The organism is Pedococcus sp. P2_D7, assembly GCF_056404295.1.
On sequence record NZ_JBFUEH010000002.1, the window covers coordinates 150031 to 173803 of the forward strand.

The following is a 23773-nucleotide window of genomic DNA, read 5'->3' on the forward strand; positions in this document are numbered from 1 at the left end:
TCGGCTCCATGGGTCAGATCGCAGTCCACGAGTTCATCTCCCTCGACGGCGTCTTCGAGTCGCCGAGCTGGACCTTCGAGTTCGGTTTCGACCCGGCGATGGGGGAGACCCTCGCCGGCGTCACCGGTGGAGCCACCGCGATCCTGCTCGGCCGCACGACGTTCGACATGTTCGCCCCCGCCTGGCGCGACCGCACGGTGGAGCAGGACCCGGGCGCGCCGTTCTTCAACGAGACGACCAAGTACGTCGTGGGGAAGGAGGAGCCGACCGAGGAGTGGGGCCCGAGTGAGCGCCTCGGGGCCTACGACGCCGACGTCATCCGACGGCTGAAGGACGACACCGACGGCAGCATCTACGTCTCGGGCAGCGGCCAGCTCGTCCGCGGGCTGCTCGCCGACGGACTGGTCGACGAGCTGCACCTCTTCGTCTACCCGATCGCGCTCGGCGCGGGGGAGCGGCTGTTCACCGAGGGCAGCGGCCCCACGAGGCTGGCCCTCCTGGGCAGCGACGTCTACTCCAACGGTGTGGTCCACCTGTCCTACGGCCCCGTGCCCGCTGCGTCGTCGGAGGCTGGGGCATGAGCACCACCGGCGGATCGCGTCGGGTCGACCTAGGCCACGGACTCGAGGTCAGCCGGCTCGGGTTCGGCGGCATGGCGATCACCCACGTCTACGGCCAGACCGACCCCGCCGAGGGGCTGCGCACCCTGCACCACGCGGTCGACGCCGGCGTGACGTTCATCGACACCGCGGACGTGTACGGCGAGCCCCGCGAGGGGGTCGAGGGTCCGGCCGGCACCAACGAGGAGCTCGTGGCCCAGCTGCTGCGCGACCGGCGCGACGAGGTGCAGCTCGCCACGAAGTTCGGCATCACCGGCGTCCCCAACCAGGGGCCGGGCGCGACCGGGGTCCGGGGCGACGCGGCATACGTGCGCGGTGCGGCCGAGGCGTCGCTGCGGCGACTCGGCACCGACGTCATCGACCTGTACTACCTGCACCGACGCGATGTCCGCGTGCCGATCGAGGAGACTGTCGGGGCGATGGCCGAGCTCGTGGCGGCCGGCACGGTGCGGCACCTCGGCCTCTCAGAGGTCACCGCGACCGAGCTGCGCGCCGCGGCAGCGGTGCACCCGATCACCGCGGTGCAGAGCGAGTGGAGCATCTGGTCGCGCGACGTCGAGGCGCACGTCGTCCCGGCCGCCGTCGAGGTGGGCGCCGGGTTCGTGCCCTACTCGCCGCTGGGTCGGGGCTTCCTCACCGGCGCGATGACCAAGGCGGCCGTTGCGGGGTCGATGCTCAAGGGCCACCCCAGGTTCGACGCCGGCTTCGACGCCAACCAGCGGGTCGTGCAGGTCGTGACCGAGGTGGCCACCGAGGTCGGGGCCACCCCGGCGCAGGTGGCGCTCGCCTGGCTCTACGCGCAGGGCGAGCGGCTCGGGCTGCCGGTCGTCCCGATCCCCGGCACCCGCCGCGCGGAGCGCGTCGACGAGAACCTCGGTGCCCTCGACGTCCAGCTGGGCGTCGACCAGCTGGCCCGGCTCGACCAGGCCGCGGCGCTCGCCGAGGGCGACCGCAACCTCAGCAAGGACCCCGCCTGGATCTCCTCCGGGCGCGAGTAGCCACCAGCCAGGGAGCCAGCCATGTTCGAGCACGTCGTCGCCGCAGCGTCGCAGGGAGTCGTCGACGACCTGCTCCACCTGCAGATGCCCGTGGCCGAGAAGGTCATCCGCACGGTCGCGGTCTACCTCGGGATCCTCATCGTCATCCGGATCGCAGGCAAACGCCTGATGGGACAGATGAACTCGCAGGACCTCGTCGTGGTGCTGCTGCTGTCCAACGTGGTCCAGAACGCCATCATCGGTGAGGACAACTCGCTGATCGGCGGGCTGCTCGGCGCCGCGGTGCTCGTCGTCGTCAACGCCGGCCTCGACCGCCTGACCCTGCGCATCCCGTGGCTCGCGTGGCTGCTCGACGGTCGTCCGACCGTGGTGGTCACGGACGGGCTCCTCGACCACCGCGCGCTGATGCACCTCGGCATGACCCCCGAAGAGCTCGACAACGCCATCCAGGCCCAGGGCGCCGACTCGCTGAGCCAGGTGCGCCGGGTCGCCGTCGAACCCGGTGGCTCGGTGACGGTCGAGCTCCAGCCCGAGGCGCGCACCGCCACCATCGGCGACCTCCGTCGCGCGGTCGACGCCCTCACGGCGCGCCTCGAGGCGCAGGGCGGTGGCCCGGTGGGCTAGCTGCCCTCGGGTATGCCGTGCAGTCGCCGGTGCAGCTCCCGCACCTCCTGCTCGAGCTCGGGTGCCGGCCCGGCCACGGCCAGTCCCGGGGCGACCGCCTGGACCGGCAGCGGGTTGACCGGTCCCGGTGGCACGCCCCACGCGCGGAGCCAGCCGACGAGCTGCTCGGTCGACACGGCATACACGATGCGGCCGAGGCCGACCCACGCGTGCGCCGCCGAGCACATCGCACAGTGCTCGCCGGAGGTGTAGACGGTGCACGCGCCCCGCTCGTCCGCCGGCAGGTGGACGGCCGCCCACTTCGCGGCCTCGAACTCCGGGTGTCGGGTCTGGTCGCCGTCCTGCACACGGTTGCGGTCGGCGAACCGCACCTGCCCGACGCCGTCGACCAGCACCGAGCCGAACGGTTCGTCGCCGGCCTCGAGGCCTTCGCGGGCCAGGTCCACGCACTGGCGCAGGTGGGTCAGGTCGACGTCGGAGAGAGCCATCCCCCGATGCTCGCACGAATGCCCAGGACCTCAGCGGTGGCTGGCCTCGAGGTCGAGGAGGTAGCGCTTGGCGTCCAGCCCACCGGCATACCCGGTGAGTGCGCCGCTCGACGCCACGATGCGGTGGCACGGGAGCACGACGCACAACGGGTTCGCGCCCAGCGCGGCCCCGACCGCGCGCGCGGCCTTCGGTCGGTCGACCCGGGCCGCGAGCTCGCCGTAGGTGGCCCGGTCGCCGTAGCCCACGGTCGCCGCGAGGCGGGGGAGCACCGACCGCTGGAAGTCCGAGGCGAGGGCGAGGTCGGTGCGCAGGGTGAACGCCCGCGTGCGCCCCGCGAGGAACGCCTCGAGCTCGGTGCGGGCCTCGTCGAGCTCACCCGGCTGTCGCAGCACGCGCGGCGAGATGCGTTCGCTGAGGCGGGTCAGCACGTGCTCCTCGTCCTCGGGTGTGGCCACGAACGCGGAGGCGACCAGCGCGCCGGAGTCGTTGCGGGCCAACAGCATTCGCCCGATCGGGGTGTCCTCCACGACGTAGGAGACGTCACTCGGGGCGAGCACCGGAGGGTGCAGGGACGAGGTGTCGCGCCCGAAGGCCGCGAGGCGGGTGGTGGGGTCGGTCATGACACGTCCTTACGCAGGGTCGCGAGCGCATCGCTCACGAGGCGCCGGCTCATCGCGGGCGAGGTGCCCAGCGCGGCGGCGATGGTGGGGTGGTCGAGGTCGGCGACGTACTTGAGGACGACGGCCTCGCGTTGTCGTGGCGGCAGGGCGGCCACCGAGGCCCAGAGCGGGCCGTCGGGGAGGTCGGCGTCGGCCGCGGGTGCGGCCGGTCCCGTGGCCAACGCGGCCGGGTCGTCGTGGGGCACCGCGCGGCGGGCCCGTCCCCGGTGCACGTCCATGGCGCACCGGTGTGTGATCGTGAGCAGCCAGCCCCTCAGGTTCGTGGCCGAGCGCAGCGACGGGTAGGCCGCGAGCGCCTGCGTCCACGCCTGCTGGGCCACGTCGTCCCCGTCGACCGGGCCGGCGAGGGCGTGGGCGAGGCGGGCGACGTCGCGCCAGTGGGCGTCGACGAGGGTCTGGAAGGCGGGCAGTTTCACACCCATGGAACGCCGCACCTCCCCGTCGTGTGAGCCCCGGGGCGGCACGCCACCGGGCGGTGGCCATCGTGCCGCATCGTGGTCCCCGGGTCAGCGGTGCGAAACTCGCGGTCGCCGTTCGGCCGGGGTCGCGGGTGCTTCGGCGACCCTTGTGGAACCATGGTTGCGTGCTCGACGACGGCGTCCCCACGCCTGCGGCCGGCCATGCCCGCCCTGACCCCGCCCGGCATGGTCCGCTCGTCATCGCGCACCGGGGGTCGAGCCTCGTCGAACCCGAGCACACCCTGCGCGCGTACGTCCGCGCGATCGAGGAGGGAGCGGACGCCCTGGAGTGCGACGTCCGGCTCACTGCCGACTCCCACCTGGTCTGCGTCCACGACCGCCGGGTCAACCGCACCTCCAACGGCCACGGCATCGTCTCGACCCTGGAGCTGGCCGAGCTCGAGGGTCTCGACTGGGGCTCGTGGAAGGAGGACCACCCGCGTGACCTCGAGCTGCCCGACCGCGACCGCAACCGGTTGCTCACCTTGCGCACCCTGCTCACCAACGTGCTGGAGTCCGAACGTCCCGTGGGCCTGGTCATCGAGACCAAGCACCCCACGCGCTATGCGGGACTGGTCGAGCGGCAGCTGGCCCGGGTGCTGCAGGAGTTCGACCTCACCGGTCCGCGCCGCGACAGCCGGCACTGGGTGCGGGTCATGTCGTTCTCGCAGCTGGCGGTCCAGCGGATGCGCCAGCTCTGCCCCGACGTCCCCGCGGTCTACCTCATCGAGGACTCGGTGCCCCTGCGGTTCCGCGACGGGTCGCTGCCCAAGGGGATCCACACGGTCGGGCTCGACATCAAGATCGTCCGCCGCTACCCCCAGACGGTGGCGCGGCAACACCGCCACGGGCACGAGGTCTACGTCTGGACGGTTGACGAGCCGGCCGACGTCGCCCTGTGCCTGGAGCTCGGGGTGGACGCCATCATCAGCAACCACCCCCGCGCGGTCCTCGACGCTGTCGAAGCCAGTCGGTAGTCTCCGACCGAACTCACATAGATCGGACACGGGCCCGCGCATGGCAGCTGCACCGCTGGGAGAACGCTCCCCGCGCTCCGACCCGCCCTCGGGCGGTCGGCTCCGGGACTCCTCCCGCACCGTCCGCGTCCCGTGGCGGGCCACCTCCGTGGCCCAGGTGCGCAAGGCCCTCGTCGACGACCTCGAGGCCCGCGACGTGTCCGCCGCCGTCATCGACGAGGCCGAGATCGTCGTCTCGGAGCTGGTCTCCAACTCGATCCGCCACGCCCGGCCGCTGGCCGACGGCAACCTGCGCGTGCACTGGAAGGTCAAGACCGGCGTCGTCGAGGTCGAGGTGACCGACGGGGGCAGCGAGAGCACCCCCCGGCCGGCGCCGCGCACGATCTGGGCTCCCTCGGGACGCGGCCTGCGGATCGTCCGCAGCCTCGCCCACGAGTGGGGCGTCACCGAGGACCGCACCGGCTCGACGGTGTGGGCCTCCCTCGGCGGCCCCTCCCGCCGCCGCAGCCACTGAGCTCCCTCCCACTAGGGTTTGCGAAATGGGTAAGGCAACACGTCGCCGCAAGGGCGCAGACCACGGCTCCGCCACCGCACGCGTCGAGCCCGCACCGTTCGTGGCTCGTCCGTTCGAGGGCCTGCCAGGCGAGACCGACTGGGTCGCGATGCGCGAGATCCTGCCGTCGGCCACCGCCACGGTGTCCTTCGCCCAGGGCCGGGCCCCCGAGGGGGCGCCGAGCGAGGTGACCATCGCGACCGTGCTGCCGCTGGCCTGGCCCGGCCTCCACCGCGCCGACGGCACCGTCTTCGTCGGCTCCCAGTCGGGCTCGATCTCCGGTGACGCGTCCCGCGACCTGGCCACCTCGCTGCTGGCCGCGGCCTCCGCCGAGCAGGGCACGCCGATCACCGGCACCCCGGCGGCCACGGCCGACACCCCGCGCCTGCAGGACCTGCTCGACACCTCCGCGCCGTTCGAGGTGACCGTGCACGAGGGCTTCGACTTCTGGGTCGGCGACAGCGAGCTCGACGACGATGCCAAGGCCTCCCTTGACCGCGCGAACGAGTCCGTCATCCCCACGGTGAAGATGACCGCCACCGACTCGGCCTACTGGTGCCGCATCGGCGAGCGCACCCACATCCGCCTGGTCCTGCCGGAGGACGAGGACGTCGCCACCGACGCGCTCGCCCGCCTGCACGCCGGTGGTGAGAGCGGCCTCGGTGACCAGACCCGCCTGCTCGGCGCCTTCCGCGCCTGCGGCCTGCTGGTGCCGGTGTGGGACCTGGACGCCGCCAAGGCCGCCGACGACTACGAGGCAGCCCTGGGCGAGTTCATGACCCGGTATGCCGCCGCCTCGGCTTCCGACGCGCCCCTCACCGCGGAGGAGCGCCGGTCCCGGTCCGGGCTGCTCAGCCGCCAGGTCACGCTGCGCTGACCGGCCGCCCCGACATGACAGCGCACCCGGCCCCGACCGTCGCCGCGGTGATCCCGGCCAAGGACGAGGCCGACCGGATCGCCGCGACGATCCGTGCCGTGCGCGGCATACCGGGCGTGGACCTGGTCGTCGTCGTCGACGACGGGAGCTCCGACGGCACCGCCGAGCTCGCCCGGGAAGCGGGCGCCGAGGTGGTGCGGCACGCCCGCAACCGAGGCAAGGCCGCCGCGATGACCACCGGCGCCGGCTACGTCGCGCGCCACGAGGGGGTCGAGGGCCGGGGCGGGGGTTCGGACGGCCGTCGCCCGCTGCTCTTCGTCGACGGTGACCTCGAGGGCACCGCCGCGAACCTCGGGGTGCTCGTGCCGCCGGTGCTCGAGGGCCGGGCCGACATGACGATCGCCACCCTGCCACCCCAGAAGACCGCCGGCGGCGGACACGGGTTCGTGGTGCGGCTGGCGCGCAAGGGGATCGAGGACCTCACCGGGTTCGTCGCCCAGCAGCCGCTGTCGGGCATGCGCTGCATCTCCCGCCCCGCGTTCGACGCCGCCAGCCCACTCGCGCGGGGATGGGGCGTCGAGGTCGGCCTCACCGTCGATGTCCTGATGGCCGGCCTGCGCGTCGAGGAGGTGCCCTGCGAGCTGCACCACCGGGTCAGCGGTGCCGACTGGCGCGGACAGGTGCACCGCGCCAAGCAGTACCGCGACGTCGCCCTCGCCCTGGCCCGCCGCCGGGTCCGCCGCGGGCTGCGCTGACCCCCGTCATGACCCCCTCGGGACTGGTCGCCGTCCGCGACCGCGTCGCGATGCCCGCACTGGTCGTCTCGTTCGGGCTGCTGCTCCTCGTCGGGGTGGCGGGGGAGAGCGCCGCCAAGCCCTCGCTCGGGCCGCGCGGCTGGGCGCCCGGCGACCTCGCGTGGTCGCCGTCGCCGGCGCTGGTCACCGGTCTCCTGTGGGCCGCCTACCTCCTCGGCGCGGTCGCGGTCTGGCTGCGCCTCAGGGGCGAGCCCTCCGTCGTCTCCGGAGCCGGCATGCTCAGTGCGGTCGCGGCCCGGGCGAGGAGACGGCTGGCTCCCGGAGGGTGGGCCGTCCAGGGCGGGTGGGCCGTCCCGGTCGCGCTGGGCGTGCTGGCCCTGCTCACTGGGCCGTTCGGGTCCGCCGACCACACCAACTACGCCGCGTACGGCCGGATCTCGGCCCTCGGTGGCGACCCCTACCTCACCCCACCGAGCGCCTGGTCGCCCGCCGATCCCGTCATCTCCGGGGTCGAGCCGCCGTGGACCGACACGGTAAGCGTCTACGGCCCGTTCGCCACGCTGTTGCAGACGCTCACCTCCCTCCTCGGCGGCGCGAACGTCCGCGAGACGGTGTGGTGCTGGCAGGTCCTGGTCGTCCTGGCCTGGCTGGGCGTGCGGTTCCTCCTCCTGCGCACGGGCGCGACCGCGCGACGGGTCGACACCCTCTGGACCCTCAACCCCCTCGTCTTCGGGATCGGGGTGCTGGGCGCCCACGTCGACCTCGTCGCCGCCGCGCTCGGCGTGGCCGCCCTCGTGCTGGCAGCCCGCAACCCGCTCGCCGCCGGCCTGTTCGCCGGTCTGGCGGTCTCCTGCAAGATCACCTACGGCGTGGTCGTCCTGGCGGTCCTCGTCGGGTGGTGGGTCCACGAGCGCCGGGGGTTCGTGCGTCGCGCCGTCGGGTTCGTGGCGGCGGCGGTGGTCCTGGTCGTCCCGCTGCACCTCTGGGCCGGCCCGCACGTCTTCGACCAGCTCGACCGCGCTCGCCGGTCGATCTCACTCGCGACCCCGTGGCGCCTGCTCTTCGAGCTGCTGACCGGCCCGCTCCCGTCCGGCCAGGCGCGGACCGTCGTCACCTGGCTGGCGGTCGTCGTCGCCGTGGTGCTCGCCGTGCTGCTCGCCCGGGTGACCCGTGGCCTCGCCCCGGAGACCGCGACCGGCGCCGCGGTGCGGTGGACGCTGGTGCTCAGCGCCGCCTACTCGCTCGCGGCCCCCTACTCGCTGCCGTGGTACGACCTCATCACCTGGGCCGTCCTGCCCGTGCTGGCGGCGAGCGTGCTCGACACGATCCTCGTCGTGCGCCTCGCGGCGATGGCGGTCGGCTACGTGCCGGGTCGGGTGGTGGGCATGACCCCGACGGTCGAGCGGGTCTCGCTGTGGGTGCGCCGCACCCCCGTCCCGTATGCCGGGCTGCTGGTCTGGGGGTGGCTCACCCGCGCCGCGACGCGCGGGTCGTCGCCGACGAGCGTGCCTCGTCCTCCAGCACCCTGACGCTGACGGCGATGATCAGCGGCACCGCGATGATGGCGCCGTTGGCGGGGATCGCGACCCCGGAGTCGTTGATGGCGAAGCCGATCGTGAGCGTGACCAGCAGCGCGATGAGCCCCGGCCGCAGGGTCGGGCACGCCTCGTAGGACCGCTGCAGCGACCGCGACCCCCACGACGTCGGCCGGGCCAGGATGTAGATGACGAAGACCAGGGCGATCGGCACGAGCAGCGACAGCCGGTAGTTGCCGAACAGGATGTCGATGTTCTGCTGCAGCTTGCGGGTGATGATGTCGAGGGCCCCGCCGCTGAAGATCGAGCGGAAGAACCGACCGAGGTGCGACTGGTTCTCGACCCCACGCAGCGAGTCGAGGAAGCCGACCAGCAGGAACAGCCCGACCGTCGCACCGGCGAGGATCGCCCCGCGCTTCCACGTCATCTGGATCCCGAGGATGGCCAGGACGAGGTAGGCCAGACCTGGCAGCAGGGCGGGCGGGCCGCCGCCGTCGGCACCCCAGCCCGGGTAGCCGTCGACGACCACCGCAGCCAGTCCGATCGCCAGCGCCGCGATGGCCGCGAGCTTCGGCTGACCCCGCTTCAGGTAGAAGCTGGAGACGGCGATGCAGAGCAGGAGGGCCGCGGTCGCGAAGAGGGCGAAGGTCACGTTGCCCATGCCGTAGAACCGGCCACCGACGACGGGCTGGAGCCCCATCAGCGACGAGATCTGCAGGTGCGACCCGAGCATGACGTCGCCACCGAGCACGAGCAGGGTCGTGAGTGCCACGACGACCAGCGGGCCGGTCAGCCGCCGGCTCCAGGGACCCAGCAGGGCGATCGCGGAGATGATCGCCACGAACAGCCCGACGCTGAGCACGACGGCGATCATCGGGATGGGGAAGCGCCACCACGGGATGAGGTTCGCCAGGAAGGTGGAGGCCGGCACCGTCGAGGCCACGACCGCGACCCTGCGGGTGATCCGCAGCATCCGCAGCCGCAGGTCGGTCGACCCGAAGTCGCGCCGCCAGACCACCGCAGCCAGCAGGTAGATCGCGATCTGCGTGTAGACGACCCCGTTGAAGAACGGCGGCACCAGCGGGTGCACCTCGTGACTGGCCTCGTCGAAGTCGAGCAGCTGTCGCAGCCGGTCCTGCGCCGCGGCATCGGAGTTGCTGCCCGTCTCACCACCGCCCGCGTCGCTCCTGCGCAGCGCCGTCCCGCCGAGCGAGTCGGGGATCGGGACGCCGGCGGCGGTCAGGGCGGTCACGGTCAGGTCGGCCGACTGGACCAGCCCGTCCTGCCGGGTCGAGGGGGAGTAGAGGGTGCCGGACCCGTAGTGCGGGCCCTTGGCGGCGACCAGCCGCAGCCGCTCGCTTCTCCCCGCGTCGGACAGGCTCGCCACGACGATGTCCGACCCGCTCGGGGCGCCCGCCAGCACCTCCCCGATGCGCCGGTCGATCGCGGTGGCCTGCTCCGCTCGGTTGCCCGGGGTGGTCCTCGCCTCGCTGGCGGGGAGGTCGGCGGGGTCGCGCAGGGAGCCGACATCCACCAGCGTCACGCGGCACCCGGTGAGGAGGCCGGTGAGCGCGGAGGCGTCGTACGCGGCATACCGGGGGACCGCACCGGACGGGTGGGCGGCGCCGAGCGCGGCCCCCGGGCCGACCGCCTGGATGCACTGCTTGTTGCTGGCGAGCTGCTCGCCCAGCGTGCCGAGCGTGGAGTCGAACTTGAGGGCGTCGGCTGCCTTCACGTAGCCGTCCCACCCGGGAACGACGCCGCTGTCCACGACGGGGATGGGCGGACACGGGTCGGTGGTCGTGCGGGAGCCGTTCTTGCCCGGACCCGGGGCAGCGGCGCGGTTGCCGGCCGACAGGCTGAGCCAGCCGTCGACGGGGCAGGTGTTGGTGAAGACCGAGCGCACCGAGACCGCGGCGGTCGACCCGTCGCGCAGGAAGGTCCACAACGACGGTGTGCCCTTGGCGCTGACGTCGCTCCACGTGAGCCCGCCGGTGCCGATGATGATGATCGGGTTCGGACCGTCCGCGGCGACTGCGTCGGGGGTCGTGGCGGGGGCCGCGGCTGCGCTGGCACCCGGCAGCAGGGCCAACAGCAGGACGAGGCCCGAGAACACGCTGAGGAGGATTGCGAACGGGCCGACGAGGGAGCTCTTGGCGCGGCGGGTCACCCGTACAGGCTACGGGTCGGCCAGCACGACAGAATGGAGGCGTGACCACCGCGACCCGCAACACCCCCTCACTCCGGGCCAGGTGGGCGCTCGCGGTCGTCGTGGTCCTCGCGGGAGCTGCCATCCCGGTGCTGCGCTACCTGGTCTTCTGGCCGCTCGACCAGTGGCAGGTCGACGTCGAGGTCTACCGCGAGGCGGGCGTGTCGATCCTCACCGGCCGACCGATCTACTCGGCGATGACCGAGGCACCCCAGCTGTTGCCGTTCACCTATCCGCCGTTCGCGGCCGTCATCGCGATTCCCCTGGCGTTGTTGCCCTTCGGCGCGGTCGGCTGGCTGTGGACACTCGCCCAGATCGCGGCCACGACCGCGATCGTCTGGTATGCCGGGTGGCGCCTCATCCACCGCACCGGCGCCCTCGTGCCGATCACCCTCGCCCTGCTCACCGTGCCGATGCTGTGGCTGCACCCCGTCTCGGACGGCATCAGGTTCGGGCAGGTGAACGCCTTCATGGTGCTGGCCTGCCTCATGGACCTGCGCAGCCCGCGCCCCGGCCTGCTGAGGCGCATCCCACCCGGCGTCCTGGTCGGGCTGGCGATGTCGATCAAGCTCACGCCCGGCGTCTTCGTCATCCACTACCTCCTGAACCGGCGGTGGAAGGAGGCCGCGACCGCGGTCGGCACCGCTGTCGCCGTCACCGTGGGCGCCTGGCTGCTGCTCCCCGAGGCGTCGTTCGCCTTCTGGGGCGGCGCGCTCCAGGACCCGGCCCGGCTGGGTCCGAACGCCGGCACGTCCAACCAGAGCATCCGCGGCTTCCTCCTGCGGGTCGGGCCCGACGGGTTGGTCGGCGACGCGCTCTGGCTGGTGCTGGTCGCCGTGGTCGGCTTCGTCGGGTTCCAGCTCGCGCGGCGCGCCTACCTGGCCGGTGACTCGATCAGCGAGGTCGCCGCGGTCGGGCTGATGGCGGTGCTGCTGTCGCCGGTCGCGTGGATCCACCACCTGCACTGGATGGTCGTGGTGATCTTCGCCGTGCTCGGCGCCGACCCGCTCCGTGACCGCCGACGGCTGCTCGCTGCGGGCGTCGTGACGGCGTTCTTCCTGTGCCGGATGCCGTGGTGGGGCATCACCTGGCTGAGCCACCCCGACTGGCCGCGCTGGATCGGCCGCGTGCTCCAGAACGCCGACACCTTCGGGTCACTGCTCGCCCTCGCCCTGCTCTGGTGGGCCCTGCACCGCACGGCGCCCGCGCGGCATACCGAGGTCGCGCCGTGAGGGTCGCGGTGCTCGACGACTACGCCGACGCCTTCGGCTCGCTGCCGTGCGCGCAGCGGCTGGCCGGCCACGACGTGGTCGCCTTCACCGACTCGGTGACCGGCGCCGCGCTCGTGGAGCGGCTCGACGGGTTCGATGCCGTGGTGCTGCTCCAGCAACGCACCGCGCTCCCGCGCGAGGTGGTCGAGCGACTGTCGACCGTGCGGTTGGTGAGCCAGACCGGCCGCAACACCAGCCACCTCGACCTCGCCGCACTGGCCGCGCGAGGGATCGTCGTGAGCGCCGGGGGAGCGGGTGGCCCGCACGCGACGGCCGAGCTCACCTGGGCGCTCATCCTCGCCGCCCAGCGGCAGCTCCCGCAGGAGGTCACCGCGCTGCTCGAGGGTCGTTGGCAGTCGACGGTCGGCATCGGCCTCCACGCGAAAACCCTTGGTGTCTATGGCCTGGGCCGGATCGGTGCGCTCGTCGCGGAGGTCGGGCGGGCGTTCGGCATGCAGGTCGTGGTGTGGGGTCGAGCGGGCTCCCTCGCGCGAGCCACCGAGGCCGGGTATGCCGCGGCGGCCAGTCGCGAGGCCTTCTTCCGCGAGTGCGACGTGCTGGCCGTGCACCTGCCGCTCAACCCCGACACCACGGGCATCGTCACGGCCGAGGACCTCGCCCTGATGAAGCCCGACGCATTGTTCGTGAACACCTCCCGCGCCGGGGTCGTCGCGCCCGGTGCGCTGGTGGCCGCCCTCGAGGCGGGCCGTCCGGGCCGGGCGGCGGTGGACGTCTTCGAGCACGAACCGGTGCTGGACGCCGCCGACCCGCTCCTGGCGCTGCCCACCGTGACGGCAACCCCCCACCTCGGCTACGTCGAGCGCGATGTCATCGCCGCCCTCTACGACGCGGCGGTCGACCAGGTCCTGGCCTTCGCGGACGGCGCACCGGTCGACGTCGTCGCGACCTGACCCACGCTCGGCCCCACGCTCGGCCCCACGCTCGGCCCTGCGCTCGGCCCTGCGCTCGGCCCTGCGCTCGGCCCTGGTGCGGTCGGACCATGGCGCAGGTCCGGGGCTGCGGGTAGCCTCCGAGCGTGGCGAAGCCGACGATCCTGGCCGTCGACGACGACCCCGTGGTGTCCAAGGCGATCACCCGCGACCTGCGCTACCGGTTCGGTGCGGACTTCCGGGTCGCGGGCGCCACCTCCGGCCCGGGGGCGCTGGAGCTGCTGACCGAGTTCACCTTGCGCGGCCGGGCCGTCGCCCTCGTGTTGTCGGACCAGCGGATGCCCGGGATGACGGGGATCGAGCTGCTGGAGCGGGTGCGCAACATCAGCCCCGACACCAAGCTGCTCCTGCTCACGGCCTACGCCGACACCGACGTCGCCATCAAGGCCATCAACGACATCGGCCTCGACTACTACATGCTCAAGCCCTGGGACCCCCCGCAGGACAAGCTCTACCCCGTCGTCGAGGACCTGCTCGGCGACTGGCAGGACGGTCACCGCGACACCGCCGACCAGGTGCGCGTGGTCGGCCACCGCTGGTCCGACCGCAGCCAGGAGGTCAAGACCTTCCTCACCCGCAACCACGTGCCCTACGCGTGGCTCGACGTGGAGCGGGACGACGGAGCGGCCGAGCTCGTGGAGCTGGCCGGGGCGCGACCGGACGACCTGCCGCTCGTGCTGGTGCCCGAGGGGGAGCCGCTGCGCAGCCCCACCAACCGCGAGGTGGCCGCCGCGCTGGGTCTGCACACGCTCGCCGACGCCCCCCTCTACGACCTCTGCATCGTGGGCGGTGGACCGGCCGGGCTCGCGGCCGCCGTCTACGCGTCCTCGGAAGGGCTGCGGACCGTCGTGGTCGAACGCGATGCCCCCGGTGGCCAGGCCGGGCAGAGCGCCTCGATCGAGAACTACCTCGGCTTCCCCAAGGGGCTGTCCGGGGCCGACCTGACCCACCGTGCGGTCGCGCAGGTGGCGCGGTTCGGTGCGGAGATGGTGGTCGCCCGGGAGGCCGTGGGGCTGCGGGTGAAGGGTCCGGTGCGCTCGGTCGTCATCGACGGGGCCGACGAGCTGGAGGCCCGGTCGGTGGTCATCGCGACGGGCGTGTCCTACCGGCGGCTCGAGGCGGCCGGGCTCGACGAGCTGGGCGCCAGGGGAGTGCACTACGGCGCCTCCGCCACCGAGGCGGCCCAGTGCGAGGGGGAGGAGGTCTACCTGGTCGGGGCGGCCAACTCCGCTGGCCAAGCGGCACTCAACCTGGCGCGCTTCGCCAAGCGGGTGGTGATGCTGGTCCGCGGAGCCGGTCTCGAGCTCACCATGTCGCAGTACCTGGTCGCGCGCATCGAGGCCGCCACGAACATCGAGGTCCGGGTCGGGTGCGAGGTCGCTGCCGCCCGGGGCGAGGAGCACCTCGAGTCACTGACCCTGCGCGACCGCGCCACCGGCGAGACCGAGGACGTCGACACCTCGTCGCTGTTCATCTTCATCGGCGCGATGCCCCGGACCGACTGGCTGGGTGAGGACGTGCTGCGCGACGACCACGGCTTCGTCGTCACCGGACCGGAGCTGTTGCAGCGACCCGGTCGGTCGTCCTGGCCGGAGGACCGGGCCCCCTTTGCGCTGGAGACGAGCGTCCCGGGCGTCTTCGCGGCCGGCGACGTGCGGCTCGACTCGATGAAGCGAGTCGCCTCGGCGGTGGGTGAGGGTGGCATGGCCGTCCACCTCGTGCACCGGTTCCTGGCGACGACGTGAGCGCCCAGCCATGAGCGCCGAGGAGCTGGCGCACATCGCGCTGTTCGACGGGCTCACCGCCGAGCAGCGGGAGCGGCTCTGGACGGCCGGGACCGAGTGGTCGTTCGACACCGGCGACGTGGCCTTCCGCGAGGGGAAGCCCGCGGACTTCTGGTGGGTGCTGCTCGAGGGGTCGCTCAGCCTCGGGCGACGGGTGGGCCACCAGGAGACCGAGCTGGGGGTGATGAGCAACCCGGGTCAGTGGGCCGGGGGGTTCCAGGCGTGGGACGCGCACGGCGTCTACATGGCGACCGCGCGCGGGGTGACCCCCGGCCGGATGTTGAAGGTGCCCGCAGAGGCGCTCGGCGAGGCGGCCCGCGCGTGGTTCCCCTTCGGCGTCCACCTGATCGCCGGGTTGGTCAACACGGTGCGCAGCATCGAGGCCAAGGCCCGCCAGCGCGAGTCGCTGGTCGCGCTCGGCACGTTGGCCGCCGGGCTCGCCCACGAGATCAACAACCCCGCGTCGGCAGCCACTCGCGCCGTCGACGCCCTGGACCGCGCCACCGAGGCGCTCGGGTCGTCGTTGCGCCGGCTGGCCGAGAGCGGCGCGACCCCCGAGCAGTTCGTCGCCCTCGACACCCTGCGCGGGTCGATCGCCGAGGCAGGGGCGGAGCTCGATCCGGTGGCCGCGGCAGACCGTGAGGAGGAGCTGTCCGACTGGTTGGTGCGCCATGACGTGGACCGCGACTGGGTCATCGCCCCACCGTTGGCGGCGGCCGGGGCCGACGTGGCCCTCCTCGACCGGGTCGCGGCGGGTCTGGGGCCCGCCCAGCTCGCGCCGGCCCTCGAGTGGATGGCCAGCTCACTGGCCGTCGACGGCCTGCTGGGGGAGATCCGCGAGGCGACACACCGGGTCTCCGAGCTCGTCGGCGCCGTGCGGTCCTACTCCCAGCTGGACCGTGCGCTCGTGCAGCAGACCGAGGTCACCGAAGGCCTGGAGAGCACCCTGGTCATGCTCGGCCACAAGCTCCGCGGCGGCGTCACCGTGGTCCGCGACTACGCACCGGACCTGCCTCGGGTCGAGGCCATCCCCGGCGAGCTCAACCAGGTCTGGACCAACCTCATCGACAACGCCGTGGATGCCATGGACGGCTCCGGCACCCTGTGGCTCACCGTCCTCGTCGCGGAGTCGGGGGCCGGCGTCGACGTCCAGGTGGCCGACGACGGACCGGGGGTGCCCGAGGACGTCGCGGCACACGCCTTCGAGCCGTTCTTCACCACCAAGGAGGTCGGCAAGGGCACCGGGCTCGGGCTCGACATCTCCCGCCGGATCATCGTCGAACGCCATGGCGGGGAGATCTCCCTCGAGGCGAGGGACGGTGGTGGGGCCCTGGTCAGGGTGCGCGTGCCGTTGCGGGCCGCGGAGGGCTGAGCGCCTCAGATCGAGATGACCTCGAAGATCTGCAGGACGGTCAGCGCCGCCAGGAGCAGGCAGACGCCACCGCCGATCCGACGGATCGTGGCGAGCCTGACCCGGGCCAGCAACGCGCGCCCGAGCACGGCCGCGAGGGCCGACACGGTCGCGAGGGCGAAGAAGGCGCCGATGAAGACCGACACGGGCTCCTTGAACTGGAGCACCATCGACGCGGTCAGCAGCTGGGAGAGGTCACCCCACTCGGCCAGGAAGAGCACGCCGAACGAGACGCCGACCGCCCGGAGCCCGACCGCGGTCGCCGCCCCCTTGTGGGAGAACTCCTCCTCGGTCTCGGCCTCCTCCTCGTCGGCCCGGCCCGCCCCGCGGAGGAGGATGACCCCGCCCACGAGGAACATCACGGCGGCGAAGACCTCCACCGGCCGCTTCGGGAGCTGGGCCAGCAGGCCACCGACGGTCACGGCCACCAGCGTCTGGACGGCGAACGCCAGGGACACACCGATCCACACGTAGAGCGGTCGGAACCGGGTGGCCAGCACCAGGGTCGCGATGAACGTCTTGTCCGGCAGCTCGACGAGGAAGATCGCGCCGAAGACGATGGCCATGGTGGCGAGGTCGAAATCCATATCGCGTCGACTCTATCCGCGGCGCCCCAATACGCTGACCTGGTGTCCGACCCCCAGACCCTCGCCGTGGCCGCGCTCGTCGTGGCCGGCCTCGCGCTGCTGGTGGCCCTGCTCGCCCTCGTCGTCCTCCACCGGGTGCGCGGGCAGCTGCGCGAGCTCGAGGGGCAGCGCCCCGTCGGCACGGGTGACCTCGCCGCCCTGCGCGCCGACATCGCGCAGGCGCTGCGGCACGTCGCGGTCGTGCGCTACGACGCCTTCGGCGACATGGGTGGGCGACTCTCGTTCAGCGCGGCCGTCATCGACGACGGCGGCGACGGGCTGGTGTTCTCCTCGATCCACGCCCGTGGTGAGTCCCGCACCTACGCCAAGGGGATCGTGGGTGGCGGCTCCGACGCGACCCTGACCCCCGAGGAGCAGCAGGCACTCGCCGCTGCCCGCACCGGATCCTCAGGAGCATGACCTCAGTGACCAGACACGGCTACTTCGGCCCCGCAGGCACCTTCACCCAGATGGCGTTGCAGGCGTGGGCCCCTGCCGAGGGGCAGGAGCACGTGCCGCTCCCGTCGGTCGAGGCCGCCCTCAACGCCTTGCGCGCCGGCGAGGTCGACGCTGCGATGGTGCCCATCGAGAACTCCGTCGAGGGCGGCGTGAGTGCGACCCTCGACGCCCTCGCGAGCGGTGAGCCGCTCGTCGTCGTGGGCGAGGTCCTGGTCCCCATCACCTTCGTGCTGGCTGCGCCGGCCGGTATGCCGCTGGGCCAGGTCCGTGCCGTCGGCACCCACAGCCACGCGTGGGCCCAGGTCCGCGGCTGGATGGGCGCGCACCTGCCGCACGCTGCCTACGTCCCCACGCTGTCGACGGCCGCCGCAGCGGCCGGGCTGGCCGGGCCGGACGGCGCTCACGCGGCATACCAGGCAGCAGTGTGTGCCCCGGTCGCGGCGCTGAACCACGGGCTCGAGGTGCTTGCCGAGGGCATCGGTGACAACGCCGCGGCGGTCACGCGGTTCGTCTCGGTGGCCCGCCCCGGTCAGCTGCCCGAGCGCACCGGCGCCGACAAGACCACGCTGGTGCTCTTCCAGCGCGACGACCACGCGGGTGGGTTGCTCGAGCTGCTGGAGCAGTTCGCGGTCCGTGGCATCAACATGTCGCGACTGGAGTCGCGGCCCACGAAGTCGTCGATGGGCGACTACTGCTTCTCGATCGACATCGAGGGACACGTGCTCGACGAGCGGGTGGGCGAGGCGCTGCTCGGCCTCAAGCGGGTGTGCGCCGACGTCCGGTTCCTCGGCAGCTATCCCGCCGCGCACGGCACCGCGGTCCGCGTGACACCGCACACCAGCGACGCGGCGTTCGGCGACGCCCGCGCCTGGCTGCACAGCCTCCGCGGAGCCTAGCCCGTCGCCTACTCATGCAAAAGGCGAGTTAGCGCCGCACGGGTCCGGCGCTAACTCGCCTTTTGCATGAGGTAGCGACGGGGAGCGAGCTACTTCTTCTCGCGCCAGACGCGTTCGAAGGGCAGCCGCCACGCGTGCGGCGCGATCAGCTGGTGGATCGCGTTGGGTCCCCACGACCCGGCCGGGTAGGGCTTGGCCTCCGGCGGGTCGTCGAGCAGCGGCTGCGACCGCTCCCACAGCGACTCGATGCCCTCGGCCGTGGTGAACAGCGTGTGGTCGCCGCGCATGGCGTCGAGGATCAGCCGCTCGTAGGCCTCGAGGACGTCGCCGACGCGTTCGGTCTCGCGCGTGGAGAACTGCATCGAGAGCTTCTCCAGCCGCATGCCCGGGCCGGGACGCTTGCCGTAGAACGACAGCGACACCTTCGACTCGTCGGCCAGGTCGAAGGTGAGGTGGTCGGGACCGGCGTTGCCGACACCCGAGTGGGTCGGGAACATCGACCGCGGCGCCTCCTTGAAGGCGATCGAGATGATCCGCGCGCCCTCGGCCATCTTCTTGCCGGTGCGCAGGTAGAACGGGACGCCCGCCCAGCGCCAGTTGTCCAGGCCGACCTTGAGCGCGATGAAGGTCTCGGTGTCGGAGTCGCCCGGGACGCCGTTGAGGTCGGTGTAGCCGGCGAACTGGCCGCGCACGACGTCGGACGGGTCGATCGGCAGCAGCGATCGGAAGACCTTGTTCTTCTCCTCGGAGATGGCGCGCGGCTCGAGGGCGGTCGGGGGCTCCATCGCGACGAACGCCAGCACCTGGAACAGGTGGGTGACGACCATGTCCTTGTAGGCGCCGGTGGCCTCGTAGAAGTTGGCCCGCTCGTCGAGGCCCAGGGTCTCCGGGATGTCGATCTGGATGTGGTCGATGAAGTTGCGGTTCCAGATCGGCTCGAACAGCCCGTTGGCGAACCGGAACGCCAGGATGTTCTGGGCCGCCTCCTTCCCGAGGAAGTGGTCGATCCGGAAGATCTGGCTCTCGTCGAACGTCTCGTGCACCGTGTTGTTGAGCGCGATCGCGCTGGCGAGGTCGGTGCCGAACGGCTTCTCCATGACCACCCGCGAGCGCGCGACGAGGTCGGCGTCGCGGAGCATCTGGATCACGGCGACCGCGGCCTTCGGCGGCACCGAGAGGTAGTGCAGCCGTTGGGTGTCCGGCCCGAGCGACTCCTCGGCGCTCTTCACCGCGGCGGCGAGCGCCTCCGGGCCGGCCGACTGGGGCACGTAGACGAGGTTGTCGTCGAATTTGTCCCACTGCTCGGGGCTCAGCGGGTGGAGGCCGAACTCGTCGACCGCCCGGCGCGCGAACTCGCGGAACTCCTCGTCGCTCATCTCCTCCAGCGAGGTGCCGACGACGCGGATCGCGGGGGCCAGCTCCGACGAGACGAGGTGGGCCATTCCCGGCAGCAGCTTGCGTCGCGCGAGGTCACCGGTGGCACCGAAGAGCACGATGACGTGCGGGTCGGCCTTCTCCAGGGCGGCCCGCGAGGTGCGCGCGTCAGCCGCGGGATACGAGATCGTCTGGGCGGCGCGCGGGGGCGTGGCTTCGGGCACGATCCCGATCATGGCACCGGGCGTGCGCGCCCGCACCTGTGTGTCCAGCCTGTATGCCGCGCAGCGAGCCCGGGCGTCGCGCCGGCTCCTCGTCGGGCCCTCTCTCGGGCCCTCTCTCGGGCCTACTCTCGGGCCATGATTTGACGCGGGACCTTAGGTAAGGCTTACCTTGGTGCTAATACGCACCATCCGTATGCCGGAAATCAGGTCATCGTGCTCGTCAGCAATGCGCTCATCGGACTCCGTGAGGGTCTCGAAGCTGCCCTCGTCGTCGTCATCCTCGTCGCGTTCCTCGTCAAGACGGACCGACGGTGGGCGCTCAAGCACGTCTGGGCCGGGGTGGCCGCGGCCGTCCTGCTTTCCGTGGCGATCGGCGCCGTGCTCACCTTCGGCACCCGCCAGCTCTCGTTCGAGACGCAGGAGCTGATCGGCGGGTCGGCCTCGATCCTCGCCGTCGGCTTCGTCACCGCGATGGTGTTCTGGATGCGCACGGCCGCTCGCACCATCTCCGGCGAGCTCAAGGGCCGGCTCGACCAGGCGCTGTCCGTCGGCGGATGGGCCGTCGCCCTCGTCGGGTTCCTCGGCGTCGGCCGTGAGGGCCTGGAGACCGCGCTGTTCTTCTACGCGAGCGTGCAGACCGCAGGGGCCGGCACCTCCCAGCCGCTGGTCGGCTTCGTCGTCGGGATCGCCGTGGCGGTGGTCCTCGGCCTGCTGATCTACCGCGGTGCGGTGCGGATCAACCTCTCGAGGTTCTTCCGCTACACCGGGGTCGCGCTGATCGTCGTGGCGGCCGGGATCCTGTCCTACGGCATCCACGACCTCCAGGAGGCGGCCTTCCTGCCCGGGCTGAACACCCTCGCGTTCGACGTGAGCGGCGCGATCCCGCCCGACTCCTGGTACGGCACGCTCCTCAAGGGCACGGTGAACTTCACCCCCAACACGACCTGGCTCCAGGCCATCGCCTGGACGCTCTACCTCGTTGTCGTCATGACCTTCTTCCTCCGGCCGGCGCGGACCGCACCCGCCCCGGCGACCCCCGCCCCCAACGCCGCCACGGTCGGCACCTCCAGCTAGCCGTCCCAGCCCGCGTCCCGGCGCTATCTCATGCACAAGGCGAGCTAGCGCCGCCCACTCCAAGGAGCAGCATGCGCATCACCCCCGTCCACGCCGGCCTCGGCCTGGCCGTCCTCCTCGCCACCGCGGCCTGCAGCGGTGCCGACCAGACCGCCGCCACGAGCGCGAAGGGCCCGATCGCGGTCGAGGCCACGGACACGGCGTGCAAGGTCGAGCGCACCGAGGCTGCCGCGGGCACGATCCAGTTCACCGTCCGCAACACCGGCTCCAAGGTCAACGAGTTCTATGTCTACGGCGAGGGCGACCAGATCCTGGGTGAGGTCGAGAACATCACCCCCGGTCTGACCCGCACCTTCCACGTCGACGTGTCGACCCCAGGCACCTACCAGACCGCCTGCAAGCCGGGCATGAAGGGCAAGGGCATCCGCGCCGCCTTCACCGTCACCGGCACCGCGGCCAGCCAGGCACCCGACGCCGCGATGGCCGCAGCCGTGACCGAGTACCAGGCGTTCGTGTCGGCCCAGTCGGACGAGCTGCTCACCCGCACCACCGAGTTCGTGAACCTCGTGAAGGCCGGCAAGGTCGCCGAGGCGAAGCAGGCCTTCCCGTTGGCGCGTGGCCCGTGGGAGCGGATCGAGCCCGTGGCCGAGTCGTTCGGCGACCTCGACCCGATGATCGACGGTCGCGAGGACGTCGTCGAGGAGGGCATGAAGTTCACCGGCTTCCACCGCCTCGAGAAGGACCTGTGGGTCGACGGCCTCCAGTCCGACTCCTCCGCCATCGCCGACCAGCTCCTCGTCGACGTCACGGAGATCGTCGCCAAGGCGAAGGCCGTGCGGCTCAACCCGCTGCAGCTCGCCAACGGCTCCAAGGCGCTGCTCGACGAGGTCGCCACCGGCAAGATCACCGGAGAGGAGGACCGCTACAGCCACACCGACCTCTACGACTTCGACGAGAACGTCAAGGGTTCGAAGGCCGCCATCGACGCGCTCCGCCCGGTCCTCAAGGCCCGGGACGCCGCGCTCCTCACCGACATCGACGCCCGGTTCGCGGCGCTCGACGCCGAGCTCGACACGCACCGCACCGACAGTGGCTTCGTCCTCTACACCGCCCTGTCCAAGGACGAGATCCGGTCACTGACGGTGGCCCTCGACGCCCTGAGCGAGCCGATCTCCCAGGTCGCCGGCGTGGTCGCGTCCACGTGAGCGACGAGACGACCTCCCAGGTATCGCGCCGACGACTGCTCGGCGTCGGCGCCGGGGCAGCCGTGGCCGGCGCCGTGGCCGGGGTCGGCGGGGCGTATGCCGCGTCGCACGGCAGCGCCGACGCCCAGTCCGCGGGTGACACCACCGCCACGGACCCTGAGTCCACCAACGACATGGTGGCGTTCCGTGGCGAGCGGCAGGCCGGCATCATCACGCCGGCCCAGGACCGCATGCACTTCGTCGCGCTCGACGTGGTCACCACGGACCGCGCGGCGCTCGCGGCCATGCTGAAGGCCTGGACCCGCGCGGCCGAGCGGATGACCGCAGGCGCCGAAGCGGCCCCGGGTGGCGTGGTGGGTGGCGGTCCCTACCGCGCCCCGGAGGACACCGGTGAGGCCTACGACCTCGACGCCTCGGACCTCACCATCACCATCGGCTACGGCCCCTCCCTCTTCGACGACCGGTTCGGCCTCGCCGACCGCAAGCCGGCCGCGCTCAGGGACCTGCCCGGGTTCGTCGGCGACGACCTCGACCCGGCTCGCAGCGACGGCGACCTCTGCATCCAGGCCTGCGCCAACGACCCGCAGGTCGCCGTGCACGCGGTGCGCAACCTCGTGCGGATGGGCTTCGGCGTGGTGTCGGTGCGGTGGAGCCAGCTCGGCTTCGGGCGCACGTCGTCCACCACCCGCAACCAGGTCACCCCGCGCAACATGTTCGGCTTCAAGGACGGCACCAACAACCTCAAGGCCGAGGACGCCGACGCGCTGTCCGAGCACGTGTGGGTCCAGCCCGAGGACGTGCCCGGGGCCAGCGCCTGGATGTCCGGTGGCTCCTACCTCGTCGCGCGCCGGATCCGGATGCACATCGAGATCTGGGACCGCACCCCGCTGCAGGAGCAGCAGGACATCATCGGCCGCGACAAGGGCGAGGGTGCCCCGCTGGGCCAGCAGGCCGAGTTCGACACCCTCGACTTCACGACGAAGGGTGCTGACGGCAAGCCCGCGATCCCGGTCGACGCCCACGTGGCGCTCGCCCATGAGAGCCGGCTGAACGGCATACGCATCCTGCGCCGTGGCTACAACTTCACCGACGGCTCGGACGGTGTCGGGCACCTCGACGCCGGGCTGTTCTTCATCGGGTTCATGCGTGACGCCCACCAGCAGTTCGTGCCGATGCAGCGGTCGCTGGCGGCCAAGGACGGCCTCAACGAGTACATCGAGCACACCGGCTCGGCGATCTTCGCCTGCCCGCCGGGACTCGGCCCCGACGACCACTGGGGTCAGACCCTCTTCAGCTGAGTCTCGTCGTCCGGGTCGGCGTGACGCAGCGTGACTACGCGTGACTGACCGTGACCTGTCAAACTGTCACGCCCAGTCACGCGAAAATGATTGCACCGCACCATGATTCCGAACACAGTGGCTGCGCTACCAGAAGCGAATTGTCGGAGCGTCAACCGGCAGGTACAGGGTGACGTTGGGGAACTGCACCGGAGGAGGTGGACGCCATGAAGGTCGTCGACTCCCTGGCCGTCCTCTTTGCGTGGACAGCCGGCGCGTTGTGCATCTGGTGGACGGGCAGTTGGCTGGCCGGCATACCCGCTTGCGCAGTCCTCACCTGGCTCTATGGCCGTTTCGTCCGAGCGAGGATCGAGCAGCGCCTCACCAAGCGGCAGCGCGACTACGACGCAACGCCGGACGGCCGGCTGACTCGACACCACGGCTGAG

24 protein-coding genes are annotated in these 23773 nt (G+C 72.2%); 18 read left to right on the top strand and 6 right to left on the bottom strand.

The features are described 5' to 3' along the window. The first annotated feature begins 8 nt into the window (after positions 1–8). The 3 genes from AC1DWJ_RS04195 to AC1DWJ_RS04205 are packed head-to-tail and all read left to right on the top strand — an operon-like array spanning position 9 to position 2242. Positions 9–581 (top strand): dihydrofolate reductase family protein, encoded by a 573-nt coding sequence (locus AC1DWJ_RS04195; RefSeq protein WP_457254355.1) that lies wholly within the window; start codon positions 9–11, stop codon positions 579–581. Beyond that, positions 578–1618 carry an aldo/keto reductase gene (locus AC1DWJ_RS04200; RefSeq protein ID WP_477620052.1) on the top strand — a complete coding sequence of 347 codons (1041 nt, stop codon included), beginning with the start codon at positions 578–580 and terminating at the stop codon, positions 1616–1618. The genes AC1DWJ_RS04195 and AC1DWJ_RS04200 overlap by 4 nt, the downstream gene beginning before the upstream one ends. 21 nt (positions 1619–1639) lie before the next feature. After that, positions 1640–2242 carry a DUF421 domain-containing protein gene (locus AC1DWJ_RS04205; protein ID WP_457254353.1) on the top strand — a complete coding sequence of 201 codons (603 nt, stop codon included), beginning with the start codon at positions 1640–1642 and terminating at the stop codon, positions 2240–2242. Here the strand turns inward: AC1DWJ_RS04205 and AC1DWJ_RS04210 are convergent. The 3 genes from AC1DWJ_RS04210 to AC1DWJ_RS04220 are packed head-to-tail and all read right to left on the bottom strand — an operon-like array spanning position 2239 to position 3833. Beyond that, positions 2239–2730: a nucleoside deaminase gene (locus AC1DWJ_RS04210; RefSeq protein ID WP_457254352.1), complete on the bottom strand. Its 492-nt coding sequence runs from the start codon at positions 2728–2730 to the stop codon at positions 2239–2241. The genes AC1DWJ_RS04205 and AC1DWJ_RS04210 overlap by 4 nt on opposite strands. Positions 2731–2760: 30 nt before the next feature. Beyond that, on the bottom strand, positions 2761–3351 hold the full coding sequence (locus AC1DWJ_RS04215; RefSeq protein ID WP_457254351.1) for a methylated-DNA--[protein]-cysteine S-methyltransferase: 591 nt from the start codon (positions 3349–3351) through the stop codon (positions 2761–2763). Beyond that, the gene (locus tag AC1DWJ_RS04220) at positions 3348–3833 is read right to left on the bottom strand and encodes an RNA polymerase sigma factor (RefSeq protein ID WP_457254350.1); all 486 of its coding nucleotides are present in this window, start codon (positions 3831–3833) and stop codon (positions 3348–3350) included. Before AC1DWJ_RS04220 ends, AC1DWJ_RS04215 begins: the two co-directional genes overlap by 4 nt. A 161-nt stretch (positions 3834–3994) precedes the next feature. Between AC1DWJ_RS04220 and AC1DWJ_RS04225 the strand changes: the two genes are divergently transcribed. Genes AC1DWJ_RS04225 through AC1DWJ_RS04245 form a run of 5 tightly spaced genes read left to right on the top strand, consistent with a single transcriptional unit; the run spans position 3995 to position 8560 of the window. Then, on the top strand, positions 3995–4846 hold the full coding sequence (locus AC1DWJ_RS04225; RefSeq protein ID WP_457254349.1) for a glycerophosphodiester phosphodiesterase: 852 nt from the start codon (positions 3995–3997) through the stop codon (positions 4844–4846). Positions 4847–4886: 40 nt separating this feature from the next. Continuing rightward, the gene (locus AC1DWJ_RS04230) at positions 4887–5360 is read left to right on the top strand and encodes an ATP-binding protein (RefSeq protein ID WP_457254348.1); all 474 of its coding nucleotides are present in this window, start codon (positions 4887–4889) and stop codon (positions 5358–5360) included. A 25-nt stretch (positions 5361–5385) separates the two neighbouring features. Beyond that, on the top strand, positions 5386–6276 hold the full coding sequence (locus tag AC1DWJ_RS04235) for a DUF5926 family protein (protein ID WP_477620053.1): 891 nt from the start codon (positions 5386–5388) through the stop codon (positions 6274–6276). Positions 6277–6290: 14 nt separating this feature from the next. Further along, positions 6291–7031, top strand: a complete 741-nt coding sequence (locus AC1DWJ_RS04240) for a glycosyltransferase (protein WP_477620054.1) — start codon at positions 6291–6293, stop codon at positions 7029–7031. 8 nt (positions 7032–7039) lie between these two features. Then, positions 7040–8560: an MptA/MptB family glycosyltransferase gene (locus tag AC1DWJ_RS04245; RefSeq protein ID WP_477620055.1), complete on the top strand. Its 1521-nt coding sequence runs from the start codon at positions 7040–7042 to the stop codon at positions 8558–8560. Here the strand turns inward: AC1DWJ_RS04245 and AC1DWJ_RS04250 are convergent. After that, positions 8499–10736, bottom strand: a complete 2238-nt coding sequence (locus AC1DWJ_RS04250) for a hypothetical protein (RefSeq protein WP_477620056.1) — start codon at positions 10734–10736, stop codon at positions 8499–8501. The genes AC1DWJ_RS04245 and AC1DWJ_RS04250 overlap by 62 nt on opposite strands. Positions 10737–10777: 41 nt before the next feature. Here AC1DWJ_RS04250 and AC1DWJ_RS04255 point away from each other — a divergent pair, with 41 nt between their 5' ends. The 4 genes from AC1DWJ_RS04255 to AC1DWJ_RS04270 all read left to right on the top strand — a co-directional run bounded on the left by AC1DWJ_RS04255 (position 10778) and on the right by AC1DWJ_RS04270 (position 16152). Continuing rightward, entirely contained in the window at positions 10778–12007 is a 1230-nt protein-coding gene (locus AC1DWJ_RS04255; protein ID WP_477620057.1) for a glycosyltransferase 87 family protein, read from the top strand. Next, positions 12004–12957, top strand: coding sequence for a D-2-hydroxyacid dehydrogenase family protein (locus AC1DWJ_RS04260; RefSeq protein WP_477620058.1), 954 nt, complete (start codon positions 12004–12006; stop codon positions 12955–12957). The genes AC1DWJ_RS04255 and AC1DWJ_RS04260 overlap by 4 nt, the downstream gene beginning before the upstream one ends. Before the next feature lie 125 nt (positions 12958–13082). Next, a complete protein-coding gene (locus AC1DWJ_RS04265; RefSeq protein WP_477620059.1) occupies positions 13083–14741 on the top strand; it encodes an FAD-dependent oxidoreductase in 1659 nt (552 codons plus the stop codon). Positions 14742–14751: 10 nt separating this feature from the next. Then, the gene (locus AC1DWJ_RS04270) at positions 14752–16152 is read left to right on the top strand and encodes an ATP-binding protein (RefSeq protein ID WP_477620060.1); all 1401 of its coding nucleotides are present in this window, start codon (positions 14752–14754) and stop codon (positions 16150–16152) included. A gap of 5 nt (positions 16153–16157) precedes the next feature. Here AC1DWJ_RS04270 and AC1DWJ_RS04275 read toward each other — a convergent pair whose 3' ends face one another. Beyond that, positions 16158–16778: a TMEM165/GDT1 family protein gene (locus AC1DWJ_RS04275; protein ID WP_477620061.1), complete on the bottom strand. Its 621-nt coding sequence runs from the start codon at positions 16776–16778 to the stop codon at positions 16158–16160. A 42-nt stretch (positions 16779–16820) separates the two neighbouring features. Here AC1DWJ_RS04275 and AC1DWJ_RS04280 point away from each other — a divergent pair, with 42 nt between their 5' ends. Together AC1DWJ_RS04280 and pheA are read left to right on the top strand one after the other, a co-directional pair. Next, a complete protein-coding gene (locus AC1DWJ_RS04280; protein WP_457254338.1) occupies positions 16821–17237 on the top strand; it encodes a DUF4446 family protein in 417 nt (138 codons plus the stop codon). Beyond that, positions 17234–18172, top strand: coding sequence for a prephenate dehydratase (gene pheA / locus AC1DWJ_RS04285; protein ID WP_457254336.1), 939 nt, complete (start codon positions 17234–17236; stop codon positions 18170–18172). Before AC1DWJ_RS04280 ends, pheA begins: the two co-directional genes overlap by 4 nt. Before the next feature lie 89 nt (positions 18173–18261). Here the strand turns inward: pheA and zwf are convergent, their stop codons facing one another. Further along, complete coding sequence (zwf, locus tag AC1DWJ_RS04290; RefSeq protein ID WP_457254335.1) at positions 18262–19770, bottom strand: glucose-6-phosphate dehydrogenase; 1509 nt, start codon at positions 19768–19770, stop codon at positions 18262–18264. A gap of 213 nt (positions 19771–19983) precedes the next feature. On the opposite strand from zwf, the gene efeU reads away from it, so the two are divergent. From efeU to AC1DWJ_RS04310, 4 genes are all read left to right on the top strand, one after another. Continuing rightward, entirely contained in the window at positions 19984–20844 is an 861-nt protein-coding gene (gene efeU, locus AC1DWJ_RS04295; protein WP_457254334.1) for an iron uptake transporter permease EfeU, read from the top strand. Positions 20845–20915: 71 nt separating this feature from the next. Beyond that, entirely contained in the window at positions 20916–22049 is a 1134-nt protein-coding gene (efeO, locus tag AC1DWJ_RS04300; protein ID WP_477620062.1) for an iron uptake system protein EfeO, read from the top strand. Continuing rightward, on the top strand, positions 22046–23347 hold the full coding sequence (efeB, locus tag AC1DWJ_RS04305) for an iron uptake transporter deferrochelatase/peroxidase subunit (RefSeq protein WP_477620063.1): 1302 nt from the start codon (positions 22046–22048) through the stop codon (positions 23345–23347). The genes efeO and efeB overlap by 4 nt, the downstream gene beginning before the upstream one ends. 206 nt (positions 23348–23553) lie before the next feature. Next, positions 23554–23772, top strand: a complete 219-nt coding sequence (locus tag AC1DWJ_RS04310) for a hypothetical protein (protein WP_457254331.1) — start codon at positions 23554–23556, stop codon at positions 23770–23772. Position 23773: the final 1 nt, after the last annotated feature.